This window comes from Cryobacterium algoritolerans (assembly GCF_004402785.1).
GTDB classification, from domain to species: domain Bacteria; phylum Actinomycetota; class Actinomycetes; order Actinomycetales; family Microbacteriaceae; genus Cryobacterium; species Cryobacterium algoritolerans.
The window spans coordinates 23,937-39,231 of the sequence record NZ_SOFP01000050.1 but is presented as its reverse complement, the minus strand read 5'-3'; the positions used below and the strand labels follow the sequence as shown (position 1 = coordinate 39,231).

The 15,295-nt window shown below is 63.7% G+C and carries 16 protein-coding genes; 1 reads left to right on the top strand and 15 read right to left on the bottom strand.

Annotation, left to right across the window (positions count from 1 at the left end; all coding sequences use genetic code 11):
* Window positions 1-245: 245 nt before the first annotated feature.
* The 6 genes from tuf to E3O19_RS11650 all read right to left on the bottom strand — a co-directional run bounded on the left by tuf (window position 246) and on the right by E3O19_RS11650 (window position 6,227).
* On the bottom strand, window positions 246-1,439 hold the full coding sequence (gene tuf / locus E3O19_RS11675) for an elongation factor Tu (RefSeq protein WP_134567811.1): 1,194 nt from the start codon (window positions 1,437-1,439) through the stop codon (window positions 246-248).
* Window positions 1,440-1,565: 126 nt separating this feature from the next.
* A complete protein-coding gene (gene fusA / locus E3O19_RS11670; protein ID WP_134567809.1) occupies window positions 1,566-3,680 on the bottom strand; it encodes an elongation factor G in 2,115 nt (704 codons plus the stop codon).
* 162 nt (window positions 3,681-3,842) lie between these two features.
* Window positions 3,843-4,313, bottom strand: coding sequence for a 30S ribosomal protein S7 (rpsG, locus tag E3O19_RS11665; protein WP_066597688.1), 471 nt, complete (start codon window positions 4,311-4,313; stop codon window positions 3,843-3,845).
* Window positions 4,313-4,687 carry a 30S ribosomal protein S12 gene (rpsL, locus tag E3O19_RS11660; protein ID WP_055811472.1) on the bottom strand — a complete coding sequence of 125 codons (375 nt, stop codon included), beginning with the start codon at window positions 4,685-4,687 and terminating at the stop codon, window positions 4,313-4,315. The genes rpsG and rpsL overlap by 1 nt, the downstream gene beginning before the upstream one ends.
* 324 nt (window positions 4,688-5,011) lie before the next feature.
* Window positions 5,012-5,665: a spermidine/putrescine ABC transporter substrate-binding protein gene (locus E3O19_RS11655; protein ID WP_134567807.1), complete on the bottom strand. Its 654-nt coding sequence runs from the start codon at window positions 5,663-5,665 to the stop codon at window positions 5,012-5,014.
* 73 nt (window positions 5,666-5,738) lie between these two features.
* Complete coding sequence (locus E3O19_RS11650) at window positions 5,739-6,227, bottom strand: DUF6121 family protein (protein WP_134567805.1); 489 nt, start codon at window positions 6,225-6,227, stop codon at window positions 5,739-5,741.
* A gap of 153 nt (window positions 6,228-6,380) precedes the next feature.
* On the opposite strand from E3O19_RS11650, the gene E3O19_RS11645 reads away from it, so the two are divergent.
* Window positions 6,381-7,556, top strand: a complete 1,176-nt coding sequence (locus E3O19_RS11645) for a DNA methyltransferase family protein (protein WP_134567803.1) — start codon at window positions 6,381-6,383, stop codon at window positions 7,554-7,556.
* A 63-nt stretch (window positions 7,557-7,619) separates the two neighbouring features.
* Here the strand turns inward: E3O19_RS11645 and E3O19_RS11640 are convergent, their stop codons facing one another.
* From E3O19_RS11640 to E3O19_RS18590, 9 genes are all read right to left on the bottom strand, one after another.
* The gene (locus E3O19_RS11640) at window positions 7,620-8,609 is read right to left on the bottom strand and encodes a tripartite tricarboxylate transporter TctB family protein (protein WP_134567801.1); all 990 of its coding nucleotides are present in this window, start codon (window positions 8,607-8,609) and stop codon (window positions 7,620-7,622) included.
* Between the two features lie 133 nt (window positions 8,610-8,742).
* On the bottom strand, window positions 8,743-9,441 hold the full coding sequence (locus tag E3O19_RS11635) for a hypothetical protein (protein ID WP_134567799.1): 699 nt from the start codon (window positions 9,439-9,441) through the stop codon (window positions 8,743-8,745).
* Window positions 9,442-9,443: 2 nt separating this feature from the next.
* Window positions 9,444-10,100 (bottom strand): hypothetical protein, encoded by a 657-nt coding sequence (locus E3O19_RS11630; RefSeq protein WP_241981347.1) that lies wholly within the window; start codon window positions 10,098-10,100, stop codon window positions 9,444-9,446.
* A gap of 5 nt (window positions 10,101-10,105) precedes the next feature.
* Window positions 10,106-11,155, bottom strand: coding sequence for a type IV pilus assembly protein PilM (pilM, locus tag E3O19_RS11625; RefSeq protein WP_134567796.1), 1,050 nt, complete (start codon window positions 11,153-11,155; stop codon window positions 10,106-10,108).
* A 37-nt stretch (window positions 11,156-11,192) separates the two neighbouring features.
* Window positions 11,193-12,002 (bottom strand): prepilin peptidase, encoded by an 810-nt coding sequence (locus E3O19_RS11620; protein WP_134567794.1) that lies wholly within the window; start codon window positions 12,000-12,002, stop codon window positions 11,193-11,195.
* Window position 12,003: 1 nt separating this feature from the next.
* The gene (locus E3O19_RS11615) at window positions 12,004-13,482 is read right to left on the bottom strand and encodes a hypothetical protein (protein WP_134567792.1); all 1,479 of its coding nucleotides are present in this window, start codon (window positions 13,480-13,482) and stop codon (window positions 12,004-12,006) included.
* Window positions 13,473-14,039, bottom strand: a complete 567-nt coding sequence (locus tag E3O19_RS18855) for a PulJ/GspJ family protein (RefSeq protein ID WP_420898608.1) — start codon at window positions 14,037-14,039, stop codon at window positions 13,473-13,475. The genes E3O19_RS11615 and E3O19_RS18855 overlap by 10 nt, the downstream gene beginning before the upstream one ends.
* Window positions 14,040-14,041: 2 nt before the next feature.
* The gene (locus E3O19_RS11605; protein ID WP_166804552.1) at window positions 14,042-14,455 is read right to left on the bottom strand and encodes a prepilin-type N-terminal cleavage/methylation domain-containing protein; all 414 of its coding nucleotides are present in this window, start codon (window positions 14,453-14,455) and stop codon (window positions 14,042-14,044) included.
* Between the two features lie 252 nt (window positions 14,456-14,707).
* Window positions 14,708-15,187, bottom strand: a complete 480-nt coding sequence (locus E3O19_RS18590; protein WP_198413898.1) for a type IV pilin protein — start codon at window positions 15,185-15,187, stop codon at window positions 14,708-14,710.
* Between the last annotated feature and the right edge of the window lie 108 nt (window positions 15,188-15,295).

Sequence of the window (15,295 nt, the reverse complement as noted above, 5' to 3'; positions counted from 1 at the left end):
GCGGGAGGCGGGGAGATCTCCTAAGAAGGCCGATGCTTTCGCCCAGCACACGGGCGCGAAGCGCCCCTACAACTCGACAGGCTCGATCACCGCGCGAAGGCTTGTTCGCAGAGGTGGCTGCTTGAGGACCGGGGTGCCCGAGGAGCGCGCTGGGCCGGTGGCGTGAAAAAAAGGGGCCAGTCCCGAAGGACTGGCCCCTGATCTCGACACGCTCGATCACCGGAGTGACCGCGCTGCGAAAGGAACTACTTGACGATCTTCGTGACCGTTCCGGCGCCGACGGTGCGGCCACCTTCACGAATGGCGAAGCCGAGGCCCTCTTCCATGGCGATCGGCTGGATCAGCGCGACGTTCATGTCGGTGGTGTCGCCGGGCATGACCATCTCGGTGCCCTCGGGCAGCGTGATGACGCCGGTGACGTCCGTGGTGCGGAAGTAGAACTGCGGACGGTAGTTCGCGTAGAACGGGTTGTGACGGCCGCCCTCTTCCTTTGACAGGATGTACGCGGTGCCCTCGAAGTCGGTGTGCGGCGTGACCGAACCCGGCTTGACGACAACCTGGCCGCGCTCGACGTCTTCGCGCTTGGTGCCACGAAGAAGAAGACCACAGTTCTCGCCGGCCCATGCCTCATCGAGCTGCTTGTGGAACATCTCGATCCCAGTGACCGTGGTCTTGATGGTCGGGCGGATGCCGACAACCTCGACCTCGGAGTTGATCTTGAGGGTTCCACGCTCGGCGCGGCCGGTGACGACGGTTCCACGACCGGTGATCGTGAAGACGTCCTCGATCGGCATCAGGAAGGGCTTGTCCTTGTCGCGGACGGGCTCAGGGAAGTACTCGTCGACGGCCGTCATCAGCTCGAGGATGTTGCCGACCCACTTCGGGTCGCCTTCCAGGGCCTTGAGAGCAGAAACGCGAATGACGGGAGCGTTGTCGCCGTCGAAGCCCTGCGCGGTGAGAAGTTCGCGAACCTCGAGCTCGACGAGCTCGAGGATCTCTTCGTCGTCAACCATGTCGGACTTGTTCAGTGCGACGAGCAGGGACGGCACGCCGACCTGCTTCGCGAGCAGAACGTGCTCACGGGTCTGAGCCATCGGGCCGTCGGTGGCGGCAACCACGAGGATCGCGCCGTCCATCTGGGCAGCACCGGTGATCATGTTCTTGATGTAGTCAGCGTGGCCCGGTGCGTCAACGTGTGCGTAGTGACGCTTCTCGGTCTCGTACTCGACATGTGAGATGTTGATCGTGATACCGCGCTGGCGTTCTTCCGGAGCAGAGTCGATCGACGCGAAGTCGCGCTGAACGTTCGTCTTGGACGGGAACGTGTCGGCCAGGACCTTGGAGATCGCTGCAGTCAGCGTGGTCTTTCCGTGGTCAACGTGACCGATCGTTCCGATGTTTACGTGCGGCTTGGTCCGCTCGAACTTGGCCTTGGCCACTGTGGGTCCTCCTCAGGACTCTAGGCTTCACCGCCCGCTGGTTTGCGGCCGGTGAACCTGCTGGATTTGTGTACTTATGCTACTCGGGCCGGGAGGCCTAAGCGATTTGGGCCCGAAGGCCCCAGGCTATTCGCCCTTGTTCTTCTGGATGATCTCTTCGGCTACAGCCTTCGGGACCTCCGCATAGCTCTCGAAAGTCATCGAGTACACTGCGCGGCCGGAGGTCTTGGACCTCAGGTCACCGATGTAGCCGAACATCTCCGAGAGTGGAACATGGGCGCGAATTACCTTCACACCGCTTGCGTCCTCCATGGTTTGGATCTGACCGCGGCGCGAGTTGAGGTCGCCGATTACGTCACCCATGTATTCCTCAGGCGTGCGTACTTCGACACTCATCAACGGCTCGAGCAGAACCGGGTCTGCCTTACGAACGGCTTCCTTGAAGCCCATCGATCCGGCAATCTTGAACGCCATCTCCGAGGAGTCGACGTCGTGTGCGGCGCCGTCAAGCAGGCTTGCCTTGACGCCAACCATCGGGTAGCCGGCCAGGACGCCAACGTGCAGCGCGTCCTGGATTCCTGCGTCCACCGAGGGGATGTATTCCCTGGGGATGCGGCCACCCGTGACCTTGTTTACGAACTCGTAGCTCTTCTCGGCGGTGATCTCGAGCGGTTCAATCGCGATCTGAATCTTCGCGAACTGCCCGGATCCACCGGTCTGCTTCTTGTGCGTGTAGTCGTGACGCTCGACCGCCCTGCGGATGGTCTCGCGGTATGCGACCTGGGGCTTGCCGACGTTGGCTTCGACGTTGAATTCACGCCGCATCCGGTCGACGAGGATGTCCAGGTGCAGTTCGCCCATTCCCTTGATGACCGTCTGACCAGTTTCCTGGTTCTGCTCGGTGCGGAAGGTCGGGTCTTCTTCGGCCAGCTTCTGGATCGCGAGGCCCAGCTTTTCCTGGTCCTGCTTGGTCTTGGGCTCGATCGCAACCTCGATCACCGGGTCAGGGAACGTCATCGACTCGAGCACGACCTGCGCGTGCGGGTCGCACAGCGTGTCGCCCGTGGTGGTGTCCTTGAGGCCGATGACCGCGTAGATGTGACCGGCGGTCACGGAGGCCACCGGATTCTCCTTGTTGGCGTGCATCTGGAAGATCTTGCCGATGCGCTCCTTCTTGCCCTTGGTCGAGTTGATGACCTGGGCACCGGAGTCGAGGTGGCCGGAGTACACGCGAACGTAGGTCAGGCGACCGAAGAACGGGTGCACGGCAACCTTGAACGCGAGAGCCGTGAAGGGCTCGGTCGCGTCGGGGTGGCGCATGATGACCTTCTCCTCGTCACGCGGGTCGTGCGCCTCAATGGCGGGCACGTCCAGCGGGGTGGGGAGGTAGTCGATGACGGCGTCGAGCATCGGCTGGACGCCGCGGTTCTTGAACGCCGAGCCGCAGAGCACCGGGTAGATCTCGCTGTTGACCGTGAGCTTGCGAATGGCGCCCTTGATCTCGGCGACGGTGAGCTCTTCGCCGGAGAAGTACTTCTCCATGAGGTCGTCGTCGGTTTCGGCGACGGTCTCGAGGAGGAGCTTGCGGTACTGGGCGGCCTGGTCGACGAGGTCGGCCGGGATCACTTCGATGGCGTACTTGGAGCCCATCTCGACGTCACCCTTGGAGTCGCCGCGCCAGGTCAGTGCACGCATCTCGACGAGGTCGACAACACCTTCGAAGGTGTTCTCGGCGCCGATCGGCAGCTGGATGACGAGCGGCTTCGCGCCGAGGCGCTTGACGATCGTGTCGACGGTGTAGAAGAAATCGGCGCCGAGCTTGTCCATCTTGTTGACGAAGCAGATGCGGGGCACGTCGTACTTGTCGGCCTGGCGCCAGACGGTCTCGGACTGGGGCTCAACGCCCTCCTTGCCGTCGAACACGGCGACGGCGCCGTCGAGGACGCGGAGCGAACGCTCCACCTCGACGGTGAAGTCAACGTGGCCGGGGGTGTCGATGATGTTGATCTGGTTCTCAGCCCAGAAACAGGTCGTCGCGGCAGACGTGATGGTGATGCCACGTTCCTGCTCCTGCGCCATCCAGTCCATGGTCGAGGCACCGTCGTGCGTCTCACCGATCTTGTGATTGACACCCGTGTAGTACAGGATGCGCTCAGTGACGGTGGTCTTGCCAGCATCAATGTGAGCCATGATGCCGATGTTGCGGACCTTACTCAGGTCGGTGAGCACGTCAAGTGCCACGGGGGTCCTCCGGAAATTTTGTGGTTGGGGGCGAAACAGGGCATCCGGCGATCGTGCCGGGGTGATCGAACCCCGCTGATCGAGCCTGTGGAGATCTGATCTCGACAAGCTCGATCACCTGGGCGACTCGGTCACCTGGGCGGCACGATCGCCGGAACGCGACTACCAGCGGTAGTGAGCGAAGGCCTTGTTCGCCTCGGCCATCTTGTGCGTGTCTTCGCGGCGCTTCACAGCGGCACCGAGGCCGTTGGACGCGTCGAGGATTTCATTGGTGAGGCGCTCAGTCATGGTTTTCTCGCGACGAGCCTTGGCGTAGCTGGTCAACCAGCGCAGGGCCAGGGTGTTGGCGCGGTGCGGCTTGACTTCGACCGGAACCTGGTAGGTGGAACCACCGACGCGGCGCGAACGCACCTCGAGAGTGGGGCGCACGTTGTCGAGCGCCTTCTTCAGCGTGACAACGGCATCCGCACCATTCTTGGCAACGACGCCCTCGAGTGCATCGTAAACGATGCGCTCGGCGAGGCCCTTCTTGCCGTCGAGGAGGATCTTGTTGACGAGCTGGGAGACGATGGGGGCGCCGTATACCGGGTCAGCGATAACGGGACGCTTGGGCGCTGGGCCTTTACGAGGCATTACTTCTTCTCCATCTTGGCGCCGTAGCGGCTACGAGCCTGCTTGCGGTTCTTGACGGCCTGGGTGTCCAGTGCGCCGCGAACGATCTTGTATCGAACACCGGGGAGGTCCTTGACCCGACCACCGCGGACGAGCACCATCGAGTGCTCCTGCAGGTTGTGACCCTCGCCGGGGATGTAGGCGGTGACCTCTGTGCCGTTGGACAGCTTGACGCGGGCGACCTTGCGCAGAGCCGAGTTCGGCTTCTTCGGGGTGGTCGTGTAGACACGGGTGCATACGCCGCGCTGCTGGGGGTTGGACTTCAGGGCGGGAGCCTTGGTCTTGGTGACCTTGGGGCTGCGTCCCTTTCTGACCAACTGCTGAATGGTGGGCACTAATTACTCCTTGATATTGCTGCACGGTGACAGCTCATTGATGGGTAGCATTCGAATCGGGCACGTTTCCGGCCGAACCGAGTTCATCTGGACCCGCCTGCACGACCGGAACACGTTCCGGTTGCTGAGGTGGGTATGCCGTGGGGGCTGCTCGGAGAGCAAACCCTGTATGCGTGCCGTATCGGCGCGCCTAAGTTGCAGCACGAGGGTATCGCGGTGGCATGACTCAAGCGCACGACAAAGCGCACACCTCGAAATACTAACTCGGCAGTGGCTGCCCGGTCAAATGGATTACAGGCTCTGACGGGTTCGTTCAGCCGATGTTCAGATGCTGCGCGGCCAGAGCGGCGAATCGAGCGCCGTGTCGAGATCGGCGAGGAGGGCCAGCACCCACGGTTCGACGAAATCGGTGACGGCCCGGCGCATCCGGTCACGGTGCCGGAACAGTTCGGCACAGACCCGGCTGCCGATCAGGGCCGCGTGCTCGTCGGCGAGTTTCAGCTCGGTGCGGATGGCCGTCTTCTCCTCCGCCGTCAGCGGCGGCGGCGCGGCTGCGGCGGCAGCGGCCTGGTCGGGCCGGGCGAGTTCGGCGAAGGTGAACAGATACGGCGCATCCGTGGCGGTGGGCGGGTCGAGGTCCAGGCCCTTGTACTCCGGGTCGAGGCCCTCGGCGGGGTGGTAGCTCGCGGCCGCCTTGCGCTCCTCATTGAGGTGGATCTCACGACTGAGCACGGGCAGGTTGAGCTCGGTGTATTCGTCGACGGCGGCATCGATGACGAGCTTCACGCGCATGGCGAGAGCGTGCTGCACGGCGTGCGGGACATCCGTGGCCAAGCCGGCAGCGACGATGACCGGCGAGCCGAAGCAGGTGCGGCAGAGGCGGGCGCGGCCACGGTGAGTGCCCGGACGCCAGCGTGGGAGCCAACGCAACCAGTTGTCAACCTCATGGCTGACGCGTGACTCGATGGATCCGTCCATGGACGACAAGAATAGCCGATTGCCTCGCCGCACGGCTGAAAAGTTTCGCGCAGAGTGACTCCGGAGTGCGGCTTCAGTCGCCGCGTCGCTCCCACGGCCACAACGGTCGGCCGCGTTCCGGCATCCGCGAGGCGAGGACCATCGAATACAGCAGGGTGACGATGAACCCGAGGATGCCGGCGGTCGCCGCGAACGGGCCCACGAACAGGGACCCCGCGAAGGAGATACTGTCGGCCGGAAGCTCGGCATTCAACGCGAAGAGAAAGGCGCCGACGAGCAGGAAGGAGACGAACGCGACGAACCCCGTACCGAGGGAGTAACCGACGGCGATGCGCTGGTTCTCGGGCCGGGTGCGGAGGCCAAGCAGGAGCATGAGGATGAACACCACCAGCGCGGCGGCGGCGGTCATGCTGGGGCCGACGAGCGGGCCGGCATTCGGGTCGGTGATGACGTCCCGGTCGGCGAGCAGGCTGATCATGCCAAACGCGGCGATGGTCAGTGCGGCGTAGAGCACCGTCGCGAAGACGGCGACGACCGTCGCGTACTTCTGGTAATCCCGCATTGCTCTCCCTTCCTGCGTCTCGTGCGAGCCTAGCCGGGCCACCCGAAGCGGTTGCGCGTTTGGGGGCAGGCGCGTGCTGTTTCCACCGACTACTCTGTCCCATAATGGCACTGCGGTCGTTGCGGTTGCCTCTGGCCGGGCGGAGGACTGAACGTGAACCTGTTCCGTAGCGCGAATACCCTGCCCCGAACGACTGAACACTCGGCCACGGCCGGCGCGGAGCCCGGGGTGGATGACCCAGCGCCGCGCCATCTGCTCGTGCCCGCCGGCACGGCCGGCGATGGCGAGTTTGAGGCGGTGGGGAACAGAGCCGCGAATGCCCTGGTCGGCAAGCACCTCAGCCGCCCTGATTCTGCAGCCCTCGAGTTCGCCATCACACCCGAGCCCGGACACGCCCTCACACCGGCGCCCGAGCCCGAGCCCGAATGGCGCCCGATTGCCCTGGCCGCCAATCGCGGCACGTTCTTCCAGAGCCCGACGCCTGTCGGCAAGGGATTCATCCTTGAACGCGAAGAGGCCCGGGCGGTTCTGGGCGATTGGTCCATTTCGTATTCCGATGTGCTGCGGCCCTACCTGACCAGTGAAGACCTGGCCGACGATCCCCGCCAGCGATCGGGTCGGTGGATCATCGACTTCGGCCAGCGAGAACTGGAAGAGGCGGAAGGTTTTCCGCGCGCGCTCGCGATAGTTCAGGAGCGGGTCAAGCCGGAGCGCGACACCAACTCGGATGAGAGCTTCCGAACCCGCTGGTGGCTTTTCGGCCGGCCTCGGCTTCCCATGCGGGCAGCGCTCGAGCCGCTGGCACGGTATGCGGTGCTCGGATCACTCGGAAAGCGGATGCTTGTCGCGTGGGTGCACCCGTGGATTGTGGCCAGCAATTCGACCATGATCTTTGCCGGGGACGACGACTACAGCATGGGCATACTGCTCTCGGGCGCCTACGACACCTGGGCCCGGTCGAGCACGCTGGAGGGCGACCTGCGCAACACGCCCACTGCCGCCCTGGCAACCTTCCCCTGGCCGGATCCGGTCGAAGGCGGCCACCGGGACGCCGTTTCGGCAGCCTGCGTTGCACTGTACCGGCGGCGGAGTGAACTCTGCCGGGAACGCGACGTGGGCCTGAGCACGCTGTACGGCCTGAGCTGGCCCGAGGACAACCCCGATCTCGCGGAGTTACACCGGCGCCTCGACGAAGCGGTGGCCGGCGCGTATGGCTGGGAACCGTCGATCTCGGCCGACCCTGCCCAGATTCTGGCGCGTCTGCTGAAGCTCAACCGGGAGGTGGCGGAGGGGCGACGAGCCTATGCGCCCTTCCCCGTTTCCTTCTAACACCGCCCCTGGCGACGCGGGGTGCTCCGCCCCAACGGAGGAGCACCGCACTGCCAGTGTGGCTCAATTCGAGCGCATGCCCTGCGGTCCGTCGGCGAGCACGCGGTCGTAGTCCGCCTTGGTCGTGGCGTTGCGGGCGGTGACCGAGCGACCTCGGCGGGCGATCCAGGCACCGGTCCAGATCGGCACCTCGCGGGCCACGACGGCGGCGGCGATCGCGCCGGGGTTCAGCCACTGCTGGCTGACGAAGCGGTAGGCCTCATCGGGGGTGAAGTTCCAGGCCTGCACGCTGAGCAGGGCTGCGCCGATGTAGGAGAAGTAGACCACGACGGCCACGAGGAAGCCGAAGAGCACATAGGCCCACCAGCCGCCACGGTTGACGATCGCCACCAACAAGACGAAGGCGAGGAAGAAGAAGATCACCGGCACGTAGAAGATCGGCAGCACGATGAAGTCGGTGAACTTGGCCGTGGTGTCGTTGAGTGAACCGCTGCCGATGCCGGAGAGCGCCAAGGCGACGAGGGCGTAGAGGGCGGCGAAGACGGCCGTGCCGAGGAGCACGATCAGGATGCCCACCCCGCGGTTGCCCTTGTACTTCGGCGGCGTGGGCGCCTGGATGTAGAGCGGCGGCTGCACGGTGGTGTTCACCGGGGCGGCGGTGGTCGCGGGCGCGTCCGTGCGAACCGGCTCTCCCTGCTGGGTGTGCGGGGCCGGCTGTTCACGGGTGGGCGAGTCGTCGCTGGCGAGCGTGGCGGCCCCGGTCCCGACCGTGGCAGCTGGCACGTAGGTGTCGCGCTTGACCGAGTCGGCGGAGACCGGCGCGGGCGCGTACGCCTGGGTGGCGGCGTCGGGTGCGTCGTAGGAGATCGGCTCGCCGACCGGCTCGGCCGGGTGGGCGGATGCCGCGGGTGCCGCGCCGTCGCGGGCGTCGGCCTCGCGGCGGGCCGTTTCGGCGTCGAGGCCGACGGGGCCGGTCTCGTGGCGTCCGGGGGTGGTTGCCGAGGCATCCGTGTCGGGGTTGGTGTTGCCGTCGTTGGGCGTGGTGTCGCTCATCCTGCACTCCTCACGGGCCTGGCGGCCTTAGTTCTCTGCAGCAACCATAGCAATGCGCGCGCCGCGCCGGGGAAGCGGAGCGCGGAGTCTGGTTGCGGAGCCGGGCTACAGCCAAACTCGAGAGCCGGAGCGGCTACTTGGCTGCGCTGGCCGCTGCCGTTGCCGGCGGGACGAGCACGTAGACGAGGCCAGTGATTGTGGCGACGACGGTGTCGGCCCCGCGGCCGGCCACCGCGTCTTTCGATGTGCTCAGCCCCGAGACGAGGAAGAGCCGTTTGCCGGTCTGCAGGCCGTTCACGAAGTTGAGGGCATTCCCGTAGCTCCCGGACACCGTCACGGTCAGGGCCAACGAGGCGAAATTCTCGGCCGTGATCGAGGAATTGGTCACCGGAGGCACACCGGCGGTGGAAGGCGCGGCGCTCGGAGTCGGAGTCGCGGCCTCACCTTCCTTCGCCGCGGGCGCAGCGACGACCGGCGCGGCAACGGGTGCGTAGGGCACTGCGTCGGCGACGGTGATCCCGGTGAGGGTCACCTGGGATGCGCCGGAGAGCGCGTCAAGCTGGTTCACGAAGGCTGGCATCTCGGTGCCGCGCGGTACTGAATCGCTCAGCGGCGCCAATTCGGTCTTGAGCTTGTCAATCCCCGCAAAGTCCTTTTTGAGTTGGGCGAGCACCGTGGCCTGCCCGGCGTTCGATGCTTCGACACTGGCGCGCTGTTCGTCAGCGGCCGCGGCCGATGCCAGTTGGGGTTGCACCCCCAGCACGACGCCGAGCAGGAGCACGAGCACCATGACGAGCACAGATGCGATCATCCACAGCCTGTTCTTGTTCACGATTACTTCCCCTCAGTGACGAAGCGCTGGGCGTAGGCAGCGTCGTTTACGTGCATGGTGATGTTCACCGTGTAGGTGCCAGTGGCCTTATCAAGGACCACCGATCCCGGCAGTGCATCGGCAAACCCCGGCAAGGTTGCCAGCGACGTCAGCCAGGTGGGCACATCGGGAAGCACTGTGCTCTTCGCGGTGAACGCCACTGTCGCTACTCGGGGGCCCTGGAGCGGGGCGGTCGGCTGCGCATAAAGGGTGAGGGGAGTGGCCGAATCAATTGCGACGGTCTCGATCGTCACGCTGGCCGGTAGAATGGCCTGAACGCCCTCGAGATACTTCTTCCAGTCAATCTCGGTCGACACCCCCACCTGCTGGGCCGCCTGCACCTGGCTGACCTGACGCTGAACGGTGCGCACTTCCAGATACTTGGACTGTTCGGCAAGTAGACCGGTCGTGCGCGATTGCTCGTCAGCAAGTTGCTGCTGCGCCTGGATCGACAACGCCGTCGCCGCACCGGCTGCGACGAGCGTGATGAGAACGACCCCGATGACGCCAAGGCCAAGACGCCGACGTACGACCTTTACCGCGCGCGCCGTGTGCACTTCCGGCGGGAGCAGGTCGACTCGGGGCTCGCCTCCGATAATTAGAGGTGCGTTCTTATCCACCCGGCTCATTCGGCACGACCCAGGGCGAGGCCGAGCGCCACGGTGAGTGCAGAACCGAACTTGCGGACTTCCTCGGCGTCAATTCCTTTGGCGAGCGTGACGGACACGAAAGGGTCGCCCATTTCCACCGGGAGTCGCGTCATTTCGGCAAGGGCCTCGGGCAAACCACGCAATTGGGCTCCTCCCCCACTCAGCACGATGCTGTGCACGGCATCCGCTGGGCGGGTATTGACAAAATAGTTGATGGTATTGCGCAGGCTCGAGAGTTGCTCGCTAGCGACGCGGTAGACGATCTCGACGGCATGTTTGTCCGAGGCGTCTACCTGGCCGGTTGCGAGGCCGAGGCGGCACTTCACGGTTTCGGCGGGCTCGCCCTCGCCCCCGAGATCTCGAAGAATCGCCTGGGTGATGTCTTCTCCCCCGGTGGCGATGATGCGCACGAACTGGGGAACGCCGTCGGTGGCGATGACCACGCTGGTCGTGCTGGCTCCGATGTCGACGAGGGCAACGGTGCCGACCACGCCTGGTCGGGACAAGAGCACGCGGCTAAGGGCGAACGGAATCAAGTCGACGTCGACCGTCGTGAGGCCGGCCAGTTGGGTGGCATTGACATTTGCGAGCACAGCCTGCTTGACGGCTGCGATCAGAAGGCCACGAACCATCGGTCCGTTTTCTCCCGTGGTTTCGGCGATTGGGTAGAAGTCGAGCACTGCCTCCGCGACGGGAACGGGCAGCATTTCCTGCACTTCGAACGGAAGAGATTCCCGGATGCGCGCGAGCGACATCTTCGGCACCGTCAGGTCCCGTGCAAGCACGCGCTGGTTGCCCATGCCGAGGATCACGTCGGTCGACTTGAAGCCGCCCGCTGACCAGAGCTGTTTCAGTGCCGCGGCCACGGTGTTCGGCTCGACAACCTCGCCGCTACTGACCGCTCCTGCTGGCAGGTCGACTTCGTAGTAGCGCAGGAGAGTGGGCTTGGCCTTCCCCTGGCCTCCGACCTCCACGGCGCGCAGCGAACTGCTGCCGATGTCGATGCCTACGACGCTCGTTGCCATGTGTCCGCTCCCTCGCTGATCGTCAACTGCTCCATTGCTATGCCATTCCGAGTAGGTTCAGGTAACCGTCCCACACCGTGGCCCCGAAAAAGACTCCGACCCACGCTCCGGCCAACATCCACGGGCCAAATGGGATTGCGCTCTTGCGATTGGCACGTTTCGCGGCCACCAGACCCAGTGCGAAGATCCCGCCTAGCAGGAATGCGGCGAACGCGCCGACGGCGAGTTCACCCCAGCCGAGGTAACCGAGGAAGAGTCCGATCACGCCCGCTAGCTTCACATCGCCGAATCCCATACCGCCCGGGACTGCCAGCGCGAGGACGAGATAGACAGCCCAGAGAATGCAGAGGCCTAGCGCACCCCGGAGGATTGGCCCCAAGTCATTGCCGATACCCCCCGCCGCGCCGAGGAGCACAAGACCCACGACGTATGAGGGGAGTACAAGAGAATTCGGCAAGCGGTGGGTGTCGAGGTCGATCAGGGCTAGCGCAACACTTATCGAAGCGAAGTAGAGGAATGCAGGAAGAATTATCAACGCGTTAATTGGGCCCACGGGCCCCACCAATCCGGGGCCGAACCGGAAAGCCACTGTTGCGAAGAACAACGCGGTGCCCAGCTCGACGAGCGGGTAGCGCAAAGAGATCGAGGCACCACAATCGCGGCACCTGGCCCGCAGAAAGATCCACGAGAGTACTGGAACGTTGTCCCAAGGGCGGATCGGCGTACCGCATGATCCGCAGGCACTCGCCGGTGCGATGAGCGAGCGACCGGCAGGAACTCGGAAAATCACTACATTCAGAAATGAACCAATGAGGAGCCCGAACGCGCCGACGAGGATCACGGGCACGTCAGGGGCCTGTCAGATCGCGAATGGACACAACGGTACCGGGTTTCGGATAGTCGATGGGGGGAATGCTGTCACCGGTGCTCAGATCGACGCCCGCAATTCCCATCGGCGAGAAGGTAAAACCCGGATTGTTCTTAACCCAACTGTATGAGCCTGTGTAGAGCTGCCCGTCCCAGGTGAAACCGTTCTTTCCCTCGAATGCACACGGCGTATAGAGGAAAGCTTCGATGGGGGCGGTGATCGCAAAGCCATTATTCACGGTGAAATTGCCCTGACTGGGCTTGGCCGCATCGAAACCGGGCAAAGCAGGGTTGTTACAGGTCGGCGTGTTCCCCGCTGTGTAGTCGGGGGTGATGAACCAAATCCGGTGCGCTGCGCTCGACGAGGAGGTAAAGGTCAGAGAATTGACTCCATCCCAGCCGAACTTCTCGCCGAAGATGACCACGTCGCTCGTAAGTTGCACAGTGGTGTTGTTGCTCGCTGTTGGACCGCTTGGGCAGGCAAGCGCGTTGATTATGACCGGCTTGCCGAGTATCGTTCCGCCCAAAGTGCCATTCGGGAGGGCACAGCCAACCAGTGGTTTCACTTCGTAGGGAAGACCGGTGGGATCACGCCAGTCAGAAGGGGCGTAGCCCACCTCGGCCCACTTGGGAACCGTCGGCATTACGGTCGTTCCGATGATCTGGGTGTATACGCCCCCAACACGGGTCGCCCCTGGGGGGTTCGGGGTCACGCTGCCCGACGTAAGGTCATGCGCGATGTTGCCGGAACCCAGGCTGGCACTACCCGTGACCCATGCGCTGCCGTTCACGCTGCAAGTCTTATTGAACGTGAGGTTCCCATTTATCAGAACGCTACCGTTGATCACGGTGTTGTTCTTGTCACAGAAGAAGTCGCCGTTCTTAATCATCAGGCCAGCGCTGGTGCTCTCCGAGAGGTCTAGAGACGAATTGGCCTCGACGGTTCCGCCGCCGTACAGATACATTCCGACACCGCTCGGAACCGGGCCCGGCACCAGCCACTTCACCACGGCCTCGACCTTGCTGGTGTTCCCCGAGGTCTGTCCGGCGACTCCTTGTGCCTGCGCGCTGCCGGTGGACGTGATCCGGACCTGAGTGGTCGTTATCGTCGGGCAACCGGTGTGCCATCCGGTGGCATCGAACTGTTCGACGAGTGATGCAAAGGCCGGAGCTGCTGTGGAGACGTATTGTGCTGGCGTCGGTTGCGTGGCGCAGTTGTTCACATGCGTCGTTGCATCCGGATACAGACCGGCACGGGCCGCGGCCACGCCGGCCTCTGCGCTACCCTGCGACTGAACTCCCGCGCGGGTGGCCGTCGTGTATCCGAGTCCGTGAACGACCGAATTCACCGCCAGGGTGGTGAGAATCAACCCCACAGCCATGACTCCGAGGACCACGACGAGAGCAGATCCGCTTTCATCGGCGGATGCGCGGCCGGTGCGTCGTCGGTTCAGTAGCATGCTGGGCTCCCTGATGCTCCGGCACGGCTGACTGCCGCACTTGTGATTCCGATGGGCGTTTGGTTGGCAGACGCACCCTTGAAACTCACGGTGACCTGATTTGAGGTAGTACTGAAAATGGCCGTTCCGCTCAAGGGGCTGACGCCATCGTCCAGGAGCGTCCACGTGGCCAGGGCGGCGGCCGTCGGCGGAACAATCGTCGTCGTAGACCTCAGCGAACGGATGCTCCCCTTGCCCGCTGCGGAGTAGTACCACGCCATACAACTCCAGGTGATAGGCCCGGCAGCTGTGGATGCCGTACGCGTAATGAGGAGCTGGTCTGTTCCACTCGGGTTCGTCAATTGGAAGTCTGATGAGTTGCGGATGCTCGAATCAATCGAGTCGACCGCGAGTTGGCCGGAGGTGGTGGTGTCGTTCATCGCAGTGACCGTCGTGGAGGTTTTCATCACGGTGATGAGCATCCCGCTCGCGATGGCAACCACGATGACCAAGAGCATGCAGTAAACCAAGAGCTCGATGAGGGTGAAGCCATCCTCAGACCTGGTGTGCGGCTCCATCGTCATGGTCCCTCCACATAAACCAGAGTTCTGGCCGACGAGACTGTTACGCCCGTTGCTGCACGCGTGACGGAAATAGACACGGAGATTGCTCGCGGGTAGCCTCCGACCGGACAACTTGCCACCGAGCGCGTCACGGTCAGCACTGCACCGCGCGTGTCTGTCGCACTGAATGGAGGTGCAGCCAGTGCGCCGCAGGTAGTGCGGGAACGCGCGTCTTCGAGCTGCTGGTTGACCAGGCCCGTGGACGTCGCAAGCGTCGTGTTGGTCGCCGCAGTCCTGAGGCCGGTAACGAGCGTCGGCAGGACTGCCAGCGCCAGCACCGCGAGGAGCATCATGGCGACCATGATCTCAATGAGGCTGAAGCCGAGGTCACGAGTATCGGAACGAAAGGTCCGGACGCGGATGAGTTTCACGTTTGGCCTCCCCAAGAGTCGTAGAGCTCGTCGATTGGTTGGCATGGATGGACATTGCACGAGGGATCATGCACCCGCGACCACCTTCACCACGAGGGAGGGCCCTGAACGAGAGGACCATGCACGCCCATGGGATTCGCGAATAGGTTTCAGAGTTCACCCCTGTTGCGGGCATCGGGGCTGCGTCATCGGCATTCATGGAGCACGAAAGGCCGTGGGGCGCCGCTGGCGGCGCCCCACCTCAAACCGGGACTACGGAGCGACGCAGCCCGCAGAAACGAGAGCAGCCGCGTTCGCTGCCACGGAGACGCCCAGAGCATCGGTTGCATAGAAAAGTTGTCCAGAAACACTATTGGCCGCGATGCAGAACGTGCTGGCAGTCGCCGTGTACGTGATCTTCTTGCCTGTTGCCTCGTTTGTAGTGCTGAACGTGTATCCGTCTGCCGCCGTGATCTTCGTGGCGATGTCGGCGGCAGTTGTCGGAAGAGAGCCCGTCCGAGTTTGCACTGCGATGATGGCGATCTTCGCGTTCCCCACGTCCGTTTGCACGGCGCTGTCCTTCGCATTGTTCTGAACACCCAGGTATACCGGGATGGCGATCGCGGCGAGGATGCCGATGATGATGACGACGACGAGGAGCTCGATCAGGGTGAAGCCCTTTTCGTTCTCATCAAGGTGGTTGCGGCGGCGGTTGAGGGCGGCGAGGCTACGAGCGAGCACGGTGTAATCCATTCGATTGGTGTCAGTGAACCGGCCGTAGGGCCCGATCGGACTCTGATCATATTCGCAGATAAATATCAGCAGTGACCCGAGAATGAGGGGTATTTTACATTTCTCCGA

Coding starts and splice junctions, on each gene's coding strand:
- rpsG (WP_066597688.1), bottom strand. CDS start 4,313: ATGCCTCGTAAAGGCCCAGCGCCCAAGCGTCCCGTTATCGCTGACCCG.
- E3O19_RS11655 (WP_134567807.1), bottom strand. CDS start 5,665: ATGGACGGATCCATCGAGTCACGCGTCAGCCATGAGGTTGACAACTGG.
- E3O19_RS11650 (WP_134567805.1), bottom strand. CDS start 6,227: ATGCGGGATTACCAGAAGTACGCGACGGTCGTCGCCGTCTTCGCGACG.
- E3O19_RS11640 (WP_134567801.1), bottom strand. CDS start 8,609: ATGAGCGACACCACGCCCAACGACGGCAACACCAACCCCGACACGGAT.
- pilM (WP_134567796.1), bottom strand. CDS start 11,155: ATGGCAACGAGCGTCGTAGGCATCGACATCGGCAGCAGTTCGCTGCGC.
- E3O19_RS11615 (WP_134567792.1), bottom strand. CDS start 13,482: ATGCTACTGAACCGACGACGCACCGGCCGCGCATCCGCCGATGAAAGC.
- E3O19_RS18855 (WP_420898608.1), bottom strand. CDS start 14,039: ATGGAGCCGCACACCAGGTCTGAGGATGGCTTCACCCTCATCGAGCTC.
- E3O19_RS18590 (WP_198413898.1), bottom strand. CDS start 15,187: ATGGATTACACCGTGCTCGCTCGTAGCCTCGCCGCCCTCAACCGCCGC.